Below are 20,830 nucleotides of genomic sequence, written 5' to 3' on the forward strand. Positions count from 1 at the left end.
ATAAATAATGACAGTACGCAATAACAAGGTAATGATGATGAGCAACCGCGTATCTTCTGCTTTTGCCATTTCAGCATTGGCAATCAGCATGGTAGCAGTGAGTAATAGTGCCCATGCCGCACAGCGCATTAACGAAGTTTCTGTGGTACAAACTGCACCATCAGTGACGCAAATGCGTTTGGGATTTGACGGTTTACCAGTGTTACCTGCCGCCTATCAGCTTGATAACCCTAGCCGTTTGGTACTAGATTTTGAAAAAGTGCAGAATGGACTTGCTAGTCGCTTTAATGAATACAATATTGGTATGATTGATAAGGTCACGACGTTGAATAGTGACAGTACTACGCGCCTGATTGTTGAGCTAAAACAGGCAGGTAACTATACGACATCGATTGAGGGTAACGATTTACTATTAACCATTACCGATCCTAATCGTCCAGTAATGACCAATGATCCTATCCAAGACGTACTCAATGACAATAATGCGATCACGACGACAGCAGTCGTTACACCGATTGTAGAAACCAGTAGTGCACCGGCAGTCAATATAGCCAGTAAAACGGTGGTTAAAAACCAAGTGCCTGCTGATACCATGGTGGTCAGAGTTAACCCATTATTAAGCCCACAACTTGCTGCATCGCAAGTGAGTAAGCAATATAGCTATGATGGTTTGAGTGCCGTCAATTTTGCCGCAGGAAATGATGGTGGTGGCAACGTTAGCATCGCACTTACCAATGAAGCCATTCCCGTTGATGTACAACGTCAAGGCAACAAGTTAGTGGTACGCTTAACGGGTAGCACCGTGCCAAGAAATTTATTGCGCCGTTTGAATATTAATAGTGGTCTGGTTGATAGTATTGATACTAAAAACCAAGGTCAGAATGGTGTAATCACTATTAATGTCAAAGAAGATTATGAGTATCAGGCTTATCAATCAGGCAATCAGCTGAATATTAATATCAGAAAACCTGAGCTACTACGTGAGCCAACACTTGAAGAAAAAGTCTATAGCGGTGAAGCGCTATCTATGGAGTTTCAAGACGTTGAGATTCGTAGTGTCTTAGATATCCTAGCGCAGTTCACAGAAATGAATATTGTGGCTAGTGATTCAGTCGCGGGCAATATCACCTTACGCCTGATTAATGTCCCATGGGATCAAGCGCTAGATATTATTCTAAAGAGTAAGAATCTTGGTAAGCGTGAAAATGGCAATGTCATTTTGGTTGCGCCTTCCACCGAGCTTGCTGAGCAGGAAGCACGTGAGCTTGAAGCACAGCAAGCAGTTGAGTCTTTTGCGCCATTACGCACAGAATATATTCGTCTTAGCTATGCAAAAGCGCCAGATGTTTTGACACTTATTTCTCAAGGCAGTGGCTCATCAGGTGGCAGCAATGCAAATGCTGCTGATAACAATACCTTATTGTCTAATCGTGGAACGGTAACGGTAGATGAACGTACCAATACTTTAATTATTAAAGATGTGGCTGACAGTATCGAAAATATCCATAAATTGATTGGTAAAATTGATATTCCAGTCCGTCAGGTCATGATTGAAGCGCGTATTGTGAGTGCCACTGATAGCTTTAGTAAAGAGATTGGGGTTCGTTGGGGTATCTTGTCAAATGGTGCTGCTAACAACCGTAATTTATTGGTCGGTGGTAGTAATCAAACGCTATGGGATTTAAAAGACTTCGATGTAGAAACGACGACGGTAAATGGTCAAACAGTTTCTTATCCTTCATACGATATTACTCGTCCTGATAACTTAAACGTCGATTTAGGGGTTGCCAACCCTGCTGGTAGTATTGCCTTTGGCTTGCTTAGCATGTCAGATGTGATGCTTGATCTTGAATTGTCAGCACTGCAAGCGGATAATCGCGGTGAAGTGATTTCTACGCCGAAGATTCTGACAGCAGACAAGCAAACGGCGAAAGTCTCTTCAGGGACGCAGATTCCTTATCAAGAAGCGTCTGCCAGTGGAGCAACTACCACTAGCTTTAAAGAAGCAGCATTGAGTTTAGAGGCCACACCAAATATCACCCCAGATGGTAAAATCGGCTTGCAATTGTTAATCACTAACGGTACGCCGACCATTATTAACAATCAGGTTGCTATTGCTGAAGACTCTATTTCGACCAATGTTATTGTTGAAGATGGTCAAACGGTTGTGTTGGGTGGTGTCTTTAAGAATCGTACCAGCAATGGTGTCGATAAAGTACCTTTCTTAGGAGATCTGCCTTATATTGGTCGCGCTTTCCGTAAAGACGTGCGTAGTAATTCTAAAGAAGAGTTATTGATATTTATCACGCCAAAATTAATCAATGATGGTATTAGCCGCATAGATTAATCATTTATTGATTGGTTTTCGCTCAAAAGAAGCAAGCATCAACGCTTGCTTTTTTTATGGGAAAATTTTCATATTGATTGAATTTTACTAACAATAATCAACGCTCATTACTAGCCAGAATATCAATGACGTTGTATCATAGCTAATTTAGCTGAGTAAGTATTATGGTGGAGGAATTGCCGTCGGTGTTTTTAGTAGGGCCGATGGGAGCAGGGAAGACAACCATCGGTAAATTGCTGGCTAAGCAGTTGGGGCGCACCTTTGTAGACAGTGATTGGTACATTGAATCGCAGACAGGGGCTGACATTGCTTGGATATTCGCTAAAGAAGGCGAGGCGGGCTTCCGTGAGCGTGAAACGCGCGCCATCGATGAGTTGACTCAAAAAGACCAAATCGTCTTAGCGACAGGTGGTGGCGCTGTGATGTGTGCTGAAAACAGAGCGTTTTTGCATCAGCGCGGTATCGTGGTTTATTTGAATGCGCCAGTTGATGTGCAAATGGCTCGCACGGCTAAAGACAAATCACGACCACTGTTACAGCAGCCAAATCCTAGAAAAATCTTGCAAGATTTATATAGCACTCGTGATCCCTTATATCGCCAAGTCGCTCATATTATTATGCCAACTGGTCATACTTATCCCCGTCATATGGTCAATCAGCTTTTACAGCAACTAGAGTCATTTACTGACTCGACTGCTATAGCACCAGAAGATAAAGAAAATTAACCATAATGATAAACTTTATCAAGGCGTGTCCTCATTTAAAAATGGCGATAAAAATCAGGACGCGCCCTAGTTAAGCTCAGCTACTTTTATCTCATTCAAAATGCTTAGGGAGTGTTTAATGGCAACGCCACTGTTTCATGACGGTTTAACGGTTCATACGCAAAGCCATGACTATCCAATCGTCATTACTGAGAAAACAGCGATAAATCACAACAGTATGGCAAAGATGATCACACCTTATATTCGTGGTCGCCAAGTATTGATTGTCACTAATGATACTGTTGCGCCTTTATACCTAAACGCTTTAGAAAAAGAGTTAACAGAGCAGTTCACTGTGCGTGTTTGCGTATTGCCAGATGGTGAGCAATATAAGCATCAGACCAGTATCAATCAAATTTACGATGTATTGATGGCAGCGCATTTCAATCGTGACGTTACGCTTATTGCTTTAGGTGGTGGCGTTGTGGGCGATATGACGGGCTTTGCTGCTGCAAGCTTTATGCGTGGTGTAAATTTTATCCAGATTCCAACCACGCTACTGTCACAAGTGGATTCGAGCGTTGGTGGTAAGACGGGCATCAATCATCCTCAAGGCAAAAACATGATTGGCGCTTTTTGGCAGCCGCAAATGGTACTCGCTGATATGAGTACGCTCAAGACTTTGCCAGCGCGCGAGTTGTCAGCTGGGTTGGCTGAGGTCATTAAATACGCGCTCATTATGGATATCACGTTCTTAGATTGGCTGGAAGTCAATCTGCCGGCGATGATGGATTTGGATTTAGCGGTACTTGGTGATGCCGTAAAACGCTGCTGTCAGTATAAAGCCGATATCGTCGCGCAAGATGAAAGAGAGTCAGGCGTGCGAGCATTGTTAAATTTTGGTCATACTTTTGGTCATGTCATTGAAACCCATGAAGGCTATGGTAATTGGCTACACGGTGAGGCAGTTGCTGCTGGCATGGTACAAGCCGCAGAGTTATCACAGAAAATGGGTTGGTTAACGGCTGAGGACGTTGCTCGTATTAAGCGTATTTTAACCTTAGCAAATTTGCCTATCACCCCGCCACGCATTGATACACAAACGGCGCTAAGCTTGATGGGACATGATAAAAAAGTGAAACACGGACAAATCCGCCTGATTTTGTTAAAATCACTAGGTCAGGCCGTATTGACCAATGATTTCGATGAAGATCTTTTACTCGAGGTATTGTCACAACACCGCGTATAATGTCTTAAAGCTTTAGTGCTCATGAATACTCACTGAACTCAAGGGTTTAAAGCAGACTGGCTCGCCGCCATTCTACTTACTGCGCATCTCTTGAATGCGGTCAACTTTATTTTCACCAAGGATACTCCCATGGCAGCTTCAAGAACGACGCCGCGTACCGCTAGCCAGTCATATCGCCGTCAAGCGTTGATTTGGCTGATAATGACCTTGCTGCTGGGTGTGGTTACGGCTCTGATTTGGATGTTTAGTCAAACGCCAGCGATGGGTGCCAAAATTGAAAATGCCCCCATATCAGCACCGCAACCATTGAGTGCTGAGCTTGAGCAGCCCTTAAAAATAGAGTCGTTACACGAGCTTGATACCGACGTGCAGCCCATTAGTTTTGATACGACGGTACGTGATTTGCGCAATTATCCTGCTGAGTTTAAAGACAAACGTTATTTGTTGGCGAATAAAGGTAAGTGGACAGTGCAGGTGATGAATGTCGCCGAAAACGATGTGATTGTCAGTTATCTAGAAGGCCGCGCAGACCGTAATAAATTTGCTTATTTCCGTTATCTTGACGATGAAAATCAAGTCCGCTATATGTTAACTTATGGGCTCATGAGTAGTCCACAAGAAGCGGTTGGCGCGGCAAAACTGATAGACTTTAAGTTGCCAGCCAATGTGCGTGTGTTGCCAGAAGAGATCAATCGTTATGTCGGTATCATCGATAATTATGAACGCCCTGATCCGGTTAAAGATTTGAGCACCAGACGCACACGTTCTGTTGATTTAAAACCGACTAAGCGCGAAGTGCCAGTGCGCCAGCCACTGCCAGAAACGAATAATGGGGACAATGCTGGTCGTAGCAGTCAAGAAACTGCCAGTAACAGCGACAATGAAAGTATCCGTCAGTCAGCGGACACCTCCGATACTTTATCGGTCACTGAAGAGCGTATTGTTGGCAATGAAGAGGAGGTCTCCTCTGTTACCACGCCTAAAAATGAAGGTAGTGGAACTAAGTCTGAACCAGAGAATAAAAAACCAGTGACATCAGGCACTGAAAATACCACTAAAAAACCCCCAGTAGTCGCAACACCAAAGCCGCCAAGTAGTACCAGTAGCACAAATTCTGGCGCAAACGCTACTAGCAAGAATACCAATCCTCCTAAGAGCAACAATGACAGCATAAAAACATTGATAGAAGACAAAAGTAATTAGAGTGTGTTTGTCCTTTGATCATATCGTTGATAGCTATGATAACCTCGTTACTACTATGATTGACAAAAACCCACTGACAAGCTGGTTAGTGGGCTTTTTTGTGGAGCATCATAAAGCATATAATTAGTACTAAAAATACGTTTTCAAGAGAAGTTGATCTTAATTAAGTATCTCAACTAAGCCTTGTCACAGATACTATGTATCAAAATTTGCATAGAACATTTAATCATCCTATAACCAATAGTAATAAGTTCTCTTACAAAATATGGTGGGTGAATCGATAGAAAAGACTAGATTTTTTGTCCGTCATTAACTAATATAACTGTGGGCGACGATCTGTATAGTTATCGTAAAAATTGTTTTTTAACAATGAATTGGTAAACTTCTATCATTTAAAAGATACGTTACTAAAATTTTTTGTCTCAAGCGTTGTCACTTGCTATCTATAATTAAGCTATCGCAAGTGGCGCAACCTCTCTTATTATCGCTCTCTTTAGAGTGAATGAAGCGCTTGATTACAGAGCGTCAGATATTCAAAATTAATCAAATGCACGGTTATTACATGCGTAGTCAATCAGTCTGGATTGCTAGGCATGGTGTGATAACAAGTGACACTCAAGATAGCGACATTGCGTTATTGATGATTAGGTAACGGGTATACAGGGCTGTATGTCATTGCCAAGGGCGACCGTTTACTATCTTTTAATATGTTAATGATCTATTGAAACATCATTCAATGACTGGGAGTGCCAGAGCTTTCACCTTAGTCTCAAAGTATGATGTCTATGAGCGTCACACCATTTATTAATTCGGATATACGAATATTAGTTATTAGCCCGTTCTGCTTACGGTCTTCAGTTTATGATCTGCATTGGATGCATAAATTGCCCGTTCACCTAAAAGGACTAGCCATGTCAATGATTTCCTCGCAAACCCACCTGGCCACGCCAGATGATTTTTCTGATAACTGTGGTTTTGGTTTGATCGCTCATATTGAGGGACAAGCCAGCCATGATTTGGTAAAAACTGCTATTCATAGTCTAAGCTGTATGACTCATCGCGGCGGTGTTGCTGCTGATGGTAGAACGGGTGATGGTTGTGGTCTACTACTGGCGACGCCTATTGAGTTTTTTAGAGGCATTGCTGCTGAGCAAGGGTTCGCGATTACTGACAACTTTGCCGTTGGTATGATCTTTGTCAATTTAGATGAGACAAAAGCTCGTGATAGCCAGCAAGTGCTGAGCGATGAGATTGTCGCCCAAGGATTAGAGGTTGCTGGCTGGCGTGATGTGCCGCTTGATTTGAGCATTGTCGGTGACATTGGCCGTGAGACTTTACCTGATTTTAAGCAAGTGTTTGTCAACGCACCCGATGATTTAGCAGCGGACGACTTTAATCGTAAACTGTTTGTCGCACGCAAAAAAGCAGAGCAGCGCTTGGCTGATGATGAGCTGTTTTATGTGTGCTCATTAAGCTGTCAGACGATTATCTATAAAGGTTTGGTGATGCCATCAGACTTGCCAGCATTTTTCTTGGATCTACAAGATGCTCGTTTGGCATCGCATATCGTGGTATTTCATCAACGTTTCTCCACCAATACCTTGCCGCGTTGGCCCTTGGCGCAGCCATTTCGTTATCTTGCCCACAATGGCGAGTTGAACACCATCACAGGCAATCGCAACTGGTCTGAGGCACGGACGCCAAAACTAAAATCAGAAAAACTGCCCAATTTGAATGAATTGACGCCACTGGTGAACAGTACGGGATCTGACTCATCAAGCTTAGATAATATGCTTGAAGTCCTCATGTCAGGTGGTATGAATCTATTCCATGCGATGTCAATTCTCGTGCCACCTGCTTGGCAGAATGTCGATAGCATGGATATGGATTTGCGCGCCTTTTATGAGTTTTATTCGCAGCACATGGAAGCGTGGGATGGTCCAGCAGGTTTGGTGATTCAAGATGGACGCTATGCGGTCTGTATGCTTGATCGTAATGGTCTACGCCCATCGCGCTGGGTGACAACTAAGAACGGCTATATCACCGTTGCTTCTGAAGTTGGTGTGTGGGATTACTCGCCAAAAGATGTGTTGGCAAAAGGACGCGTTGGCCCTGGTCAAATGCTCGTTATTGATACTTTAACGGGTCAAATTTTAGATACTAAAGCGATTGCGACGTTACTGAAAAAAGCCCATCCGTACCGTAAATGGCTGCGTGAAGAAGCAACCCGTATCCGTGATGATGAGCGTTTAGAGGAAGAGTTAGCAGCGCAAACATGCCGTGGTAATGAGCTAAAAACACTGCAAAAAATGTATCACATCACCAATGAAGAACGCACAGAAATCATCCGTCCTAATGCCGAAAATGCGCAAGAGCCAGTCGGTTCGATGGGTGATGATACCCCTATGGCAGTGCTGTCGCAGCAAATCCGCCATGTCGGTGACTTCTTTCGTCAGCAGTTTGCACAGGTGACCAATCCACCGATTGACCCATTGCGTGAATCTATTGTCATGTCGCTACAGACTTGCCTCGGCGCTGAGACCAATGTGTTTGCACCTTCAGCACGCGACGCGCATCGTATTATCTTATCGTCGCCTGTACTATCAGCCAGCAAGATGCAGCAGCTTGAGACCTTGGGTGATCCAGCCTTTAAAATGGCGCGTATTGATTTAAACTATGATCGCACCCTTGAGTTATCAGAAGCCATCATGGCTATCTGCGAGCAAGTGGCTAACAGCATCCGAGCTGGTCACACTTTGATTGTGTTGTCTGATAAAGACATCGATGCCAATAAAGTACCAGCCAACGCCATCATGGTAACGGGTGCGGTGCATCATTATTTGATTGGTCAAGGTATTCGTACTGATGCTAATTTAATCATTGAGACTGGTTTGGCGCGCGACTCGCATCAAGTGGCAGTATTGATTGGTTTTGGTGCGACCTGCGTTTATCCTTACTTGGCTTATGATGTTATTGATGACTTAGTAGCGACTGGCGAGCTGCTTGGCGATCCGATTCAAGCGCGGGTTAATTTCCGTAAAGGCTTGGATAAAGGCTTGCTAAAAATCTTATCAAAAATGGGCATATCGACCATTGTCTCTTATCGCGGTGCGCAGTTATTTGAAGCAGTGGGTCTCTCTGAAGAAGTGGTAAGTTTATGTTTCAAAGGCGTACAGAGTCGTATTAAAGGTGCGACCTTTGCTGACTTAACTGCTGATCAAGCGCAGCTAGCGGCGAATGCTTTTAAGCGCCGCGCGCCACTCGATCAAGGTGGCTTACTGAAGTTTGTCTTCAACAAAGAATATCATGCCTTTAATCCAGATGTCATTAATAGCCTACATACCGCAGTTCGTACGGGCGATTATGATAATTATCGTCATTATGCTGATTTGGTTAATAGCCGTCCTGTGGCGACCTTGCGTGATTTATTGCAATTAAAAACAGATAACTCTATCGACGTTAATGACGTAGAGGATATCTCAGCTATTCTGACACGCTTTGACTCGGCGGGCATGTCGTTAGGGGCATTGTCACCTGAAGCCCATGAAGCGATTGCCATGGCGATGAATACCATCGGTGGACGTTCAAACTCTGGTGAGGGCGGCGAAGATCCAGTACGTTATGGCACGCTGCGCAACTCGAAAATTAAGCAAATTGCCTCTGGTCGTTTTGGTGTGACCCCAGCTTATTTACGTTCAGCTGAAGTGATGCAAATCAAAGTCGCGCAGGGTGCCAAGCCGGGTGAGGGTGGTCAGCTGCCGGGTGGCAAGGTCAATGCTTTGATTGCGCGCCTGCGTTATTCAGTACCGGGTGTGACGTTGATTTCACCACCGCCGCATCATGATATCTATTCTATCGAAGATTTGGCGCAGCTCATTTTTGACTTAAAACAAGTCAATCCAGATGCCTTGGTATCGGTGAAACTGGTCTCACGTCCGGGCGTTGGTACTATCGCGACTGGCGTGGCAAAAGCCTATGCCGATTTAATCACTATCTCAGGCTATGATGGTGGCACAGCAGCCTCTCCGCTATCGTCTATCCATCATGCAGGGTCACCATGGGAGCTAGGACTTGCTGAGACCCACCAATCACTACGAGTAAATGGCTTGCGTCATAAAGTTCGTATTCAAACTGATGGTGGTCTAAAGACAGGACTTGATGTGGTAAAAGCCGCTATCCTTGGGGCAGAAAGCTTTGGCTTTGGTACCACGCCGATGATAGCCGTTGGTTGTAAATACCTACGCATTTGCCATCTTAATAATTGCCCGACTGGGGTTGCGACGCAAAAAGCCAAGCTACGTGATGAGCATTTCATTGGTGAAGCGGAGATGCTCATTAACTTCTTTAAATTTGTAGCAACGGAAACGCGCGAATGGCTTGCCGCCCTTGGTGTGCGTAGTATGGAAGAGTTGGTCGGACGCACTGACTTGCTTGACGTGCTAGAGGGCAATACCGATAAGCAGCGTCATTTAGATTTAACGCCGTTATTGTTTAGCCATCCAGCCAGTAGCGGCAAAGCGCAAACCTGTCAGGTTGAGCGTAATGAGCCGTTTGATAAAGGCTTACTCGCTGAACAGATGATTAGTGATATGCTGCTCAATATTCGTCAAGGTAATGGCGGCGATTATAGCTATTATGTCGGTAACTGTGATCGCTCTATCGGCGCGCGTATCTCTGGTGAGATTGCGCAAGTATGGGGCAACCTTGGCATGAGTGATATGCCAATTAAACTGCATCTGACAGGCACTGCTGGGCAGAGTTTAGGCGTCTGGAATGCAGGTGGTCTAAATATTGAGCTAGAAGGCGATGCCAATGATTATGTCGGCAAAGGCATGGCTGGCGGTGAGATTGTTATTTATCCACCAAAAGACTCAAGCTTTACGGCGCAAGAGACCGCCATCATTGGTAATACCTGCTTATATGGCGCAACGGGCGGCAAACTATATGCAGCTGGTACCGCTGGCGAGCGCTTTGGAGTACGTAACTCTGGCGCGCACGCAGTCATCGAAGGCACAGGCGATCATTGTTGTGAATATATGACAGGCGGTATTGTCACTATTCTTGGGCGTACGGGTCTCAACTTTGGGGCAGGTATGACAGGCGGCTTCGCTTATGTGCTCGATATGGAAGGTGATTTCTTTGACCGTTGTAACCATGAGCTGATCGATCTTAACCGTATCTCAAGTGAGCAAACCGAAGAGCATCGTATTCATTTGCAGCAAGAGATTGAAGCGCATGTTAATAAAACAGGCAGCGCGTGGGGTCAGACGATATTGGCTGACTTTGAGCACTATGTTCGTAAGTTTTATTTGGTGAAGCCTAAAGCGGCAAACATTGCGAGCCTTCTCAAGACCACCATGGCTGACCCACAGTAGCTTTGCTTGGATTATCCAATGTTCCGCTTTTAAAAACCTTTTAACTCAGAGGTTTTCAGCAGGTAAGTGACGGTCACGATATAAATCTCTTAATTTTGCGATAAATGAGACATCGTTGACTGTCACCGCCCACTTTAAAAAAGCTTGATATAAAAAGCCTCATATTAAAGAGACAATACCATGGCAAAACGCTTAGAGAATAGTTTTCAGTTTTTAGATGTACCACGGTTAGAGCCGACCAAAAAAGACATCGCCACGCGCTCAACGGAATTTGTTGAAATTTATAAACCGTTCGAGAGTGAAGCCGTTGCGCAGCAGTCGCACCGCTGTCTAGAGTGTGGTAACCCTTATTGTGAATGGAAGTGCCCTGTACATAACTACATTCCTAACTGGCTCAAATTGGCCACCGAAGGGCAGATATTTCAAGCGGCTGAATTGTGTCACCGCACCAATACGTTGCCTGAGGTCTGCGGCCGCGTCTGTCCACAAGATCGCTTATGTGAAGGCGCTTGTACCTTAAACGATGGCTTTGGCGCTGTGACCATTGGTAATGTCGAAAAGTACATTAACGATACCGCCTTTGCACTTGGCTGGCGTCCGGATATGTCTGATGTGGTTTGGACAGACAAAAAAGTCGCGATCATCGGTGCAGGGCCAGCAGGTTTAGGCTGTGCGGATATACTCGTTAGAAACGGCGTAAAACCAGTTGTGTTTGATAAGCGTCCTGAAATTGGTGGTTTACTGACTTTTGGTATTCCAGAATTTAAAATGGAAAAGGACGTCATGCGTAACCGTCGTGTCATCTTTGAAGGCATGGGCATGGAATTTCGTCTTGAGACAGAAATCGGTACTGACATTAGTATTGATGAACTATTAAGCGAGTATGATGCGGTATTTATGGGCATGGGTACTTACACTTATATGCGTGGCGGCTTTGCTGGTGAAGAGCTTGTCGGTGTTCATGATGCGCTAGATTACCTGATTGCCAACGTCAATCGCTGCAATGATTGGGAAAAAAATCCTGAAGAATATATCGACTTTAAGGGTAAAAGAGTGGTAGTGCTAGGTGGTGGCGATACTGCGATGGATTGTAACCGTACCAGTATTCGCCAAGGCGCTGAGCAAGTAGTCTGTGCCTATCGCCGTGACGAAGAGAACATGCCAGGTTCGCGCCGCGAAGTGGTCAATGCTCGGGAGGAAGGCGTTGAGTTTCTATTCAATCGTCAACCGACAGAAATCATTGGCTTAAATGGTAAAGTGAATGGTGTGAAAGTCGTCACGACTCACTTGGGTGCGCCAGACAACCGTGGTCGTCAGCGTCCTGAGCCGATTCCTAATTCAGAAGAAATTATCCCATGTGATGCCGTAATTATGGCTTTTGGCTTCCGTCCTAGCCCTGCTGACTGGTTTGAGTCTCAGCAAGTGGCAATGGACAGCTCTGGTCGCGTGCTGGCAGCGGAAAAGCAAACCTTTAAATTCCAAACCAAAAACCCCAAGATATTTGCTGGTGGTGATATGGTACGTGGTTCTGATTTGGTCGTGACTGCGATTTGGGAAGGTCGTGAAGCCGCTGAAGGGATTTTGGACTTCTTAGAGGTATAATGGGTTTGGTTTACATCCAATTATTGATAGCTCTATTTAGATCTCAAACGTCTTTTGCCTTTTAACAGGTAAGAGACGTTTTTTTTGATATCAGCAGTACATGATGGTTCGATATTACTTTTCATTGACTATATATTCTTCAATTAATAAGAGTACCTGTGCGTGAAACCAAAAATTTGGCAACGATTTACTGCACCATTCATTGAACCTTATGCGCGCTATCAGCACGCTGATATCTTGCACGCCATACGTATCGGTGCAGCCATTGTACTTGCGCTGTTAGCCAATCAAATAAGCCATTTTCCACACGGAGAATGGACGACGATCACCGTCTTTATTATTTTAGGATTGCTACAGTATCAAGGCGCTATTTATACCAAAGCCAAAGAGCGAGTACTAGGCACGGTTTTGGGTATTGTCGTGGCATTTGCAATCTTATGGTTCAATAAAGGGACGGGTGCTTGGCTAGGGATAGAGTACCTTCTTATTGGTATCGTCAGTGGGATTATTGGTTATTTTTCGGTCAGGCGGCTAGGGTATACTGGGTTACTCACTGGCATTACTATGCTGATGATCGTCTCTAATTTGAATCAAGTTAATATGGCGCAAGATGGTGTCTATCGCGCACTCAATATCTTAATCGGTACAGGTATTGCGGTCATGGTGACAGTGGTCTTACCTCTTAAATCTACCTTGATGTGGCGATTCTTATTGGCAAATAATTTAGAAGCCTGTAGTACGCTTTATGCCGGTGTCGGACATCATATCGATGCTGAAATAGTGGCTCCCAATTCGCTTGTCTATACTAGGGCGACAAGCTCAGCTAGCCTGTCTTATCTTCAAAGTAGCGCTACTGCAGATATGCCTGTTAATAAAACGTTGATAAAATCGCTGCAGCAAATAAACAAGCGACTACTCGCAGTACGTCCACATATCGCTGCAACAGCAAGCGAGTCCGGCATTCATAAAGAGACGATAGAAACGATTCAGCGTACCCATCGCAATATCATCGGTACCATCGATTTGTTACTCAGTGCAGCACCGCGTTTGGCGAATATCGATATCGACGATGATAATCATACGCTACTGATTCACTATCAACACGAGCTCACCCAAGCAATGCAGCATATCGCGGCAGTACTACGCAGTCCAAGCGATCAGACTTTTCGACCTATTACGCGCATTGCGCTATCAGAATATCCTAGCGTACAGTATGCAACGTTTGAGTGGCAAGGATATTTTTGGTTGACGCAAACGTTGCAAGCACAACTGCAACAGTTAAGTGATCTGCTACAAACGACCAAACCGCAGTGGTATGCTGCTTCTGGTCTGCGCTATCAAAGGCGTGAGCAGCGTAGAATGAAAGAGCAGGGGGGCGAGTCCGATTTACACTTGTAAATATAGGAGATGCTGGCAAGTATTTGTCAGCACCTTTCAGCATTACCAATAGCCAAATGCTATGTTGGTAGGGTGTTTTTTTGTCGTTATGTGCTAGCATGTTTTGACCTTCAGCGTCTTTTATCTTTTAATAGGTAAAAGGCGTTATTTTTTGATCATGACTTTATCAATAGTTAAGCCAGTAGCTACAATTTAACCGACTTTTTATTCCTTCACTTATAAGAGATGCCCTGCGTGAAACCGACTTTTTGGCAACGATTGACCGCCCCGTTTGTAGAGCCTTATGCCCGTTATCAGCATGCAGATGTTTTGCATGCCATACGTTTGGGTCTGGCTGTACTTATTGCGCTCTTGTTAAATGAGTTTACGCACTTGCCGCATGGTGAGTGGACGACCATTACTGTGTTTGTGATTTTGGGTTTGTTGCAATATCAAGGGGCGATTTATACCAAGGCTAAAGAGCGGATATTGGGTACTTTGCTTGGGGTAGTGGTCGGGCTTAGCTTCTTATGGCTGATTAAAGATATCGGTGGCTGGCTGTGGTTATATTATGGGCTGATTGGCATTATCAGTGGCATCATCGGTTATGTGGCAGTCAAGCAATTGGGCTATATCGGTCTGCTGACAGGTATTACCATGCTGATGATTGTGTCGAGTCCTGACCACAGCAATATTACTCAAGATGGCTTATATCGCGCGTTCAATATTTTGCTTGGTGCAGGAGTAGCGGTGGCCGCAACGTTAATTTTACCGCTTAAATCGACGTTGATGTGGCGGTTTTTGTTGGCCAGTAATCTTGAAACCTGCAGCAATTTGTATGCAGGGGTTGGCAATCATATTGATGCGGATGTCTTAGTGCCCAAGCCGTTTAAATATAGTAAGGCGACCAGTTCGGCCAGTATTATTTATCCATCGAACAGTTCTATACCAGATACACCGGTCAATAAGTCCTTGGTGAAAGCATTACAAAAGATTAATAAGCGTTTGCTTGCCGTGCGTCCGCATATTGCAGCGACAGCAAGTGAATCGGGCATTGAAAAGGAAACACTAGAGACTATTCAGCGTACTCATCGGAATATTATTGGTACCATTGATTTACTGTTAAGTGCGGCACCGCGTTTGGCTAATATTGAAATTGACGATGAAAACCATATTTTGCTTATTCATTATCAGCACGAATTGACGCAAGCGATGCAGCATATGGCGGCGGTATTACGTAGCCCAAATGATGAAGTATTTCGTCCTATTACCCGTATCGCGGTATCAGAATATCCAAGTGTAGAAAATTTAGGCTTTGAGTGGCAAGGCTATTTTTGGCTGACCCAAACTTTGCAAGTTCAATTGAAGCGACTTAGTGATTTATTGCAAACGACTAAGCCAAAATGGTTTGCCGCCTCTGGTCTGCGCTATCAACGCCGCGAGCAGCGCCGTATCGAGCACAAAGGCAGTGAAACTGATTTGCACTTATAAATATAGTCAATCCTATATAAATCAGATACGGTGTCAGGCTCGCTTAGTCTACTATTGGTAGTACTTTCGTTCGCCTTCCTTGTATCCAAATTATATTGAACCGACTATAAAAGCTAAATAGAAGCCAATAAAGAATAAATAAAAAACGCTGACTCTCCCAAGTCAGCGCTTTTATTTAAACAATATTTTAGGGTGTGTTCTTCTAGCCTTCTATATTAACGACCAGTTTTTAGCTTATCCCAATACTGCTGATAGACTTGCAATGCCTCATCGCCGACATCTTCTTGGAATTCCGCTTTTGCCAGTACGTCTTTGCTCGGATAGATGGTTGGATTGTTTCTCACCTCTTCTGGCATCATCTCACGCGCAGCCATATTGGGTGAGGCATAACCAATCTCTTCGCTGACGATTTTAGAGTTCTCAGGACGCAGCAAGTAGTCAATAAACTTGTGGGCTGCATCGACTTGTTTGGCGTTTTTCGGAATCACAAAATTATCCATCCACAAGATAGCGCCTTCAGTTGGATATTTATAAACCAAGCTGGTCAAGCCTTCGTTATTGGCGATAATTGCCTCGCCATTCCAACTCATACCAACCGTGGTTTCGCCTTCCATATAAGGCATACGCGAGGCATCCGAGTTAAAGGTCTTCACATTTGGCATCAAGGTCGTGAGCTTCTCATAAGCGGCTTTGATTTCGTCAGGATTTTTACTATTACCTGAATGCCCAAGGGTCAATAGCGCCATGCCAAACACTTCGCGCATATCGTTCATCAGCATCACTTGCCCTTTATACTCAGGACGCCATAAATCGTTCCAGCTATTTACGGTTGCAGGATCGACCTTGTCACCATTAATGGCAAGACCGGTGCTGCCCCACATATAAGGAATTGAGTATTTGTTCTCTGGATCAACCTTGGTATTGGTAAAAGACGTATCAAGATTCTTAAAATTGCTCAATTTGGATTTATCGAGCTCTTGCAGCAAGCCTTCTTTGGCCATTTTTTCGACATAATATGTTGATGGGATGGCTAAGTCATATTGGCTAGAGTCATCGAGCAATTTAAGCTTGGCATACATGGCTTCATTAGAGTCGAAAGTGGTGTAATTGACCCGAATGCCTGTCTCTTCAGTAAAGCCGTCAAGGATTTCTTGCGGCATATACTCTGACCAGTTATACAGATTGAGCGTTTCAGCACTCGCCGCTGTACCATCAGCCGCCGTATTGTCTGACTTACTACAGCTGGCAAGTGCTAGCCCAACAGCCACGGCTAATAGTGCTTTTGGTAATATACGAGCGCTACGAGCAATGTTGTGGGGCGATAATAAATGAGTCAAAATATCTCTCCTAAATAAGAATGATGCAAATGAGTAAAAAGTTAAATGATAGATAATGGAAGCTAAGGGCTAAATACTAAGTGCTGAATATAAGGTATCGAGCCAGTTGTGAAACTATTATGGCTATGATTGTTAAGAATTTAAAGGGCAAGAAAGAAGTTCGTTCTTCATAATATTGTTAAAAGTGGCGCTGATGAATGGCTGAAGAATGTATAAAATTAAAAATATGAGATTTACTGCTGAATTTGAGTAAGATAATAAGCGTAAATAATCATGCTATGATGAGAGCTGCTTTACCCTTAAGCCATGAGTTTACAACGTGGTTTTTATAAGATGCAAAGAGTACCGATAAAATAAAAATAATCGAATGTTAATTAAATGGTTCGAATTAAAAGAGGCAAAAGATGAATAATCGTAAACGCGCTGGACTGATTACTGCTGTGCTTGGCATAATTGCCTTTATGACCATGTTTAACGCTGGCTCGCCGACACCTATCGTTAATTGGCCGGTTGAGACGTACATGGGTTTGGCATTTACGATTGGCTGGCTGAGTAATGTGCCTGTTTGGTTGGCCTATGTGCTGGCAGCGGTGGTGCTTATTTTGATTGTTGTCGGATTTTATAAAATCGGTAGTTGGCTTTATAGTTTAATGACGAAGCATGGTTAGATTTATCTGGGGCGTGTCCTTATTTTAAAAATGAGGACACGTCCTAGATAAATAGCAATTTGCAAAGTCTGATTATTAAGACGCAATATGAAACTGCTCAAGCACCGACTGAATACCGCGCTCCTCAATCGTACCCGTGACAAAGTCTGCGCGCGCAATCAATTCTTGCTTTGCATCGCCCATTGCTACTGCATAGCCAACCAAGTCAAACATCTCTAAATCATTCATTCCATCACCAAACGCCATACACTCACTGGCATCTACCCCATAATATTGACAGACGTCTTTAATGCCTCGCGCCTTGGATGCCTCTATCGGTAAGATATCTGCGCCGATATGATGCCAATGGACGAGCTTTAACTCGTACTGGGCAAAATCGACGTCCTGCATTTTCTCTTGTTGATTGTTAAAAAATACTGAGCATTGATAGACGGTATTCCCTTTATGGTATTCAGGGTCAACGATAGAGTTTGGCGTGATGGCATTAAACTCGCGCAAGCGCTCATTTTCACCTGACCATGCGATATGGGTGGCAGAGTCAAACTTATGAATCAACTCGCTCTGCTGGCACAGACGCACGATGGTATCCGTTTGCTCAGCGGACAACGGATAGTGGCTAATCCGACCCTTTTTATCAAAACTATACTGTCCATTCATACAAATAATCGCATCTAAGACATCAGCTTCGAGCAAGGCTAAAATATCTGCTGGCAATATGGCTTTGGAGCGTCCCGTTGAAATCACCAGCTTAATATCAGTACCTGCAAGCTGCTCAAGGGTCGCTTTGTTGTGTTCGGCGATGATGCCATTGCGGCTCAAGGTATCATCGATGTCAAAAAAGATGATCTTGGGTGTCGGAGTGTTGATAGTCATACTTTCTTTGGCGATTTTGTCTTCGATAAACATGATGATCCTATTGTTTTTTAGTCGTTTCAATACCAATGATTTAGATACTACTACAACACACCCAAAGAGATAAATACCTATAAAGTAACCTGCGATGATGCAAATTTGGCTACTGCTGCGGTATTCGCTTTGCTGGCGGTGCGATTTATTAATGCTTATTCCAAAGGTTAACAAAAACCCTAAACGATATAATTAACTTAAGAGTGGCTATTTATTATAAGGTTGAGATTAACGATCAATATCAGTTAACAAAATGATGAACGGTTTTTATCAGTGTATTCGCTACCTAAAGGAGCTAGTATGAAAATTTTTACCTTAAAATCAGTCACCGCTTTGACGGCATTGGCAACATTGGCACTATCTTCCAATGCCTTTGCAATGGATGTTAAGTTTAACGATGCTGCTTGGAATGGCAAAAAAATACCTGAAGGGCAGCAGTGTCTAAACTATGATGGCAAAAATCCAGCCACGCCGAGCATGACGGTCTCAAATATTCCGGTGGGTGCGGAGAGCTTGGTTTTCGTTTATAACGATGTGAGCAATAAACGTATGCAACATGGTGGACATGGCATTGTAGAATTTAACCTACCAGAAGGTGCTACGAGTGCTGAGATTCCACGTGTGTTTGGGCATACTTATGAAGTGCCAGTCGGGATTGAGATGGTCGCGGAATATCGTAGCCGTGCAGGGGAAGCGGGAGGGGCGTATAAACCACCTTGTTCAGGTGGCAAAAACCATCTGTATACGGTAGATGTGCAGGCATGGCAAGGCGATAGTGTGCTTGCTGAGACAACGGTTGAGATGGGTCGGTATTGATTTGATGCCTTGGTCGTTTTAATGAGCGTAAAAAAGCCGTCTATACCGTGTGTATAGACGGCTTTTTAGTAAGAGTAAGTGATGTTTGCAACGTCTGAGCTATGAGTAAGCGTGGGTTAGTCGTATGTTAGGGTTGAGACCGTGCTATAGGAATATATAGATTAGGCTTGTTAACTATTAGAATAATGATATCGCAGTCATTGTACCAATTTTTATAGTACAATTGTACTCTGAGAAGTATAGGCGTCATATTTCATTAAAATTCCAATGGTTATTTCTAGAAATACAATGATGCTAGATGACAAAAAACCACTAAGAAAAAAAATTTTATTGATTATACTTTATCTTAAATTAGATCAGGTTTTTATAAATAAGGTTTCTCATGACTATAGCGACAAGCCATACTCCAGAAAGCAAAAAAATAAATGGCGAGCATATTCTTATCAACATGATATATATCGCCAAAAATGTCGACCTAGATTCGGGAATCGAGCTGACTCGCGCACTTGAGTATTGGCGAAGGTATTTTGAAGAAAACAATATAGCTTCAGCTTTAGTCATTAGTGAAGGTTATTTCGTTCAAAGTTTTCAAGGGACAAGGCCCGCTATCAATATTGCCTTAAAAAAAATACTTGACGAGCATTCAACTATTTTTCCCAATATTGTTAATATAGAGGAAATAGAGTCGCGTCAATGGAATGGGTTTTTAGTGAAACATCTAACATCAAGCGCTGAAGATGAAGAGTATGCCCTCAAAAGCTTCTCAGCAGGTTCTGATTATAATCCCTATCTAATGACAAGTGCTCAGATTAAGAGCTTTTTGACATCGATTTTTAAAGATGCTGAATCCAATAAGCCTTAGATAAGGTCTCTATTATAGCTAGCGTAAAAAAGCCGTCTATATATTGTGTAGGCGGCTTTTTGATGAGAGTAGGTTATGTTTCATATATAGATAAGATGTGCTAACTTAGTAATGAGGTAAAGTCTTGGTTGATGCTCGTAACATTTAACTGATAAGAACAACTTGGTCGGTATTATCTAATCAGCCCTACATGGTAAAAGCCCAGCCTAGGGTTGCTAATCTCGATGCTCCCAAACAACAGCAATCTTAGTACCTAGTATGTTTTCTAATTCTTGTAATATTTCTGGGCGAATAGATATGGTTTCATTAATATCGCTTTCAAATTCTTCGTTGTCATTGTCATCTAATTGCCAAAATCTATTAGTTGCTACAAAATCTCCAGCGGTCATCATAAATGGGCTAGTAATAATAATATCTGAATGGGTTAGTTCTAAATTTTCAACTGCATCAAAATAGGGTTCATGTTCACACTCAATAATATTTCCGTCAAAAAGCGAAAACGCTTTTTCTTTTTGTTCGTCGCTTATTACATGGTCTCGTTCTTTAACATAAATATAAACATGTTGCTCACTCACAATATACTCCCAAAAAGTTAAATAAATTTATTTTAGTTACTTGGAACTTAATTAATTCCAATTCGATTTTAAATATACTGATTATGTCAAAATTTAACTAGGGCGTGTCATCAATTAGATTGTGAGGCTCAAAATGAGAAAAATTGTAGATAAACAAGGAAGCAATTGCCGTTAATATGAACATATTGACAAAATTGCTGACGATGTTTAGCAAAATTTAGCCACTTTAAGACCACTAAACGTACTAATGTGCTAATTGATGACACGCCCTAATCTACAATAATATATTTTAGAAAATATAAGCATGGATAGGTTAGC

Annotated in this window: 14 protein-coding genes; 11 read left to right on the forward strand and 3 right to left on the reverse strand. The window is 43.2% G+C overall.

Annotation, left to right across the window (positions count from 1 at the left end; all coding sequences use genetic code 11):
- Positions 1 to 7: 7 nt before the first annotated feature.
- The 8 genes from JFC08_RS09775 (at position 8) to JFC08_RS09810 (ending at position 15,348) form a co-directional block, all read left to right on the forward strand.
- On the forward strand, positions 8 to 2,347 hold the full coding sequence (locus JFC08_RS09775) for a type IV pilus secretin PilQ (protein ID WP_198330549.1): 2,340 nt from the start codon (positions 8 to 10) through the stop codon (positions 2,345 to 2,347).
- A 164-nt stretch (positions 2,348 to 2,511) separates the two neighbouring features.
- Positions 2,512 to 3,072, forward strand: coding sequence for a shikimate kinase AroK (gene aroK, locus JFC08_RS09780; RefSeq protein ID WP_045453412.1), 561 nt, complete (start codon positions 2,512 to 2,514; stop codon positions 3,070 to 3,072).
- 118 nt (positions 3,073 to 3,190) lie between these two features.
- A complete protein-coding gene (gene aroB / locus JFC08_RS09785) occupies positions 3,191 to 4,300 on the forward strand; it encodes a 3-dehydroquinate synthase (RefSeq protein WP_198330550.1) in 1,110 nt (369 codons plus the stop codon).
- A 129-nt stretch (positions 4,301 to 4,429) separates the two neighbouring features.
- Positions 4,430 to 5,503 carry a hypothetical protein gene (locus JFC08_RS09790; protein ID WP_198330551.1) on the forward strand — a complete coding sequence of 358 codons (1,074 nt, stop codon included), beginning with the start codon at positions 4,430 to 4,432 and terminating at the stop codon, positions 5,501 to 5,503.
- Between the two features lie 911 nt (positions 5,504 to 6,414).
- A complete protein-coding gene (gene gltB / locus JFC08_RS09795) occupies positions 6,415 to 10,878 on the forward strand; it encodes a glutamate synthase large subunit (RefSeq protein ID WP_198330552.1) in 4,464 nt (1,487 codons plus the stop codon).
- Positions 10,879 to 11,058: 180 nt separating this feature from the next.
- Positions 11,059 to 12,480, forward strand: coding sequence for a glutamate synthase subunit beta (locus JFC08_RS09800; protein ID WP_060491863.1), 1,422 nt, complete (start codon positions 11,059 to 11,061; stop codon positions 12,478 to 12,480).
- Between the two features lie 162 nt (positions 12,481 to 12,642).
- A complete protein-coding gene (locus tag JFC08_RS09805) occupies positions 12,643 to 13,878 on the forward strand; it encodes an FUSC family protein (protein WP_198330553.1) in 1,236 nt (411 codons plus the stop codon).
- 225 nt (positions 13,879 to 14,103) lie between these two features.
- Positions 14,104 to 15,348 (forward strand): FUSC family protein, encoded by a 1,245-nt coding sequence (locus tag JFC08_RS09810; protein ID WP_198330554.1) that lies wholly within the window; start codon positions 14,104 to 14,106, stop codon positions 15,346 to 15,348.
- Between the two features lie 215 nt (positions 15,349 to 15,563).
- On the opposite strand, the gene JFC08_RS09815 is transcribed toward JFC08_RS09810, so the two are convergent.
- Positions 15,564 to 16,685 carry an ABC transporter substrate-binding protein gene (locus tag JFC08_RS09815; protein WP_198330555.1) on the reverse strand — a complete coding sequence of 374 codons (1,122 nt, stop codon included), beginning with the start codon at positions 16,683 to 16,685 and terminating at the stop codon, positions 15,564 to 15,566.
- A 404-nt stretch (positions 16,686 to 17,089) separates the two neighbouring features.
- Between JFC08_RS09815 and JFC08_RS09820 the strand changes: the two genes are divergently transcribed.
- Positions 17,090 to 17,353 carry a hypothetical protein gene (locus tag JFC08_RS09820; protein WP_198330556.1) on the forward strand — a complete coding sequence of 88 codons (264 nt, stop codon included), beginning with the start codon at positions 17,090 to 17,092 and terminating at the stop codon, positions 17,351 to 17,353.
- Between the two features lie 75 nt (positions 17,354 to 17,428).
- Here the strand turns inward: JFC08_RS09820 and JFC08_RS09825 are convergent, their stop codons facing one another.
- Positions 17,429 to 18,259, reverse strand: coding sequence for a Cof-type HAD-IIB family hydrolase (locus JFC08_RS09825; protein WP_227681881.1), 831 nt, complete (start codon positions 18,257 to 18,259; stop codon positions 17,429 to 17,431).
- Positions 18,260 to 18,559: 300 nt separating this feature from the next.
- On the opposite strand from JFC08_RS09825, the gene JFC08_RS09830 reads away from it, so the two are divergent.
- Together JFC08_RS09830 and JFC08_RS09835 are read left to right on the forward strand one after the other, a co-directional pair.
- Positions 18,560 to 19,075, forward strand: a complete 516-nt coding sequence (locus JFC08_RS09830) for a hypothetical protein (protein ID WP_198330557.1) — start codon at positions 18,560 to 18,562, stop codon at positions 19,073 to 19,075.
- 382 nt (positions 19,076 to 19,457) lie between these two features.
- On the forward strand, positions 19,458 to 19,937 hold the full coding sequence (locus JFC08_RS09835; protein WP_198330558.1) for a BLUF domain-containing protein: 480 nt from the start codon (positions 19,458 to 19,460) through the stop codon (positions 19,935 to 19,937).
- 215 nt (positions 19,938 to 20,152) lie between these two features.
- On the opposite strand, the gene JFC08_RS09840 is transcribed toward JFC08_RS09835, so the two are convergent.
- Positions 20,153 to 20,512, reverse strand: coding sequence for a hypothetical protein (locus tag JFC08_RS09840; protein WP_045443948.1), 360 nt, complete (start codon positions 20,510 to 20,512; stop codon positions 20,153 to 20,155).
- Positions 20,513 to 20,830 lie beyond the last annotated feature (318 nt).

The organism is Psychrobacter cibarius, from assembly GCF_016107535.1.
In the GTDB taxonomy this organism is placed as follows: Bacteria; Pseudomonadota; Gammaproteobacteria; order Pseudomonadales; family Moraxellaceae; genus Psychrobacter; species Psychrobacter cibarius.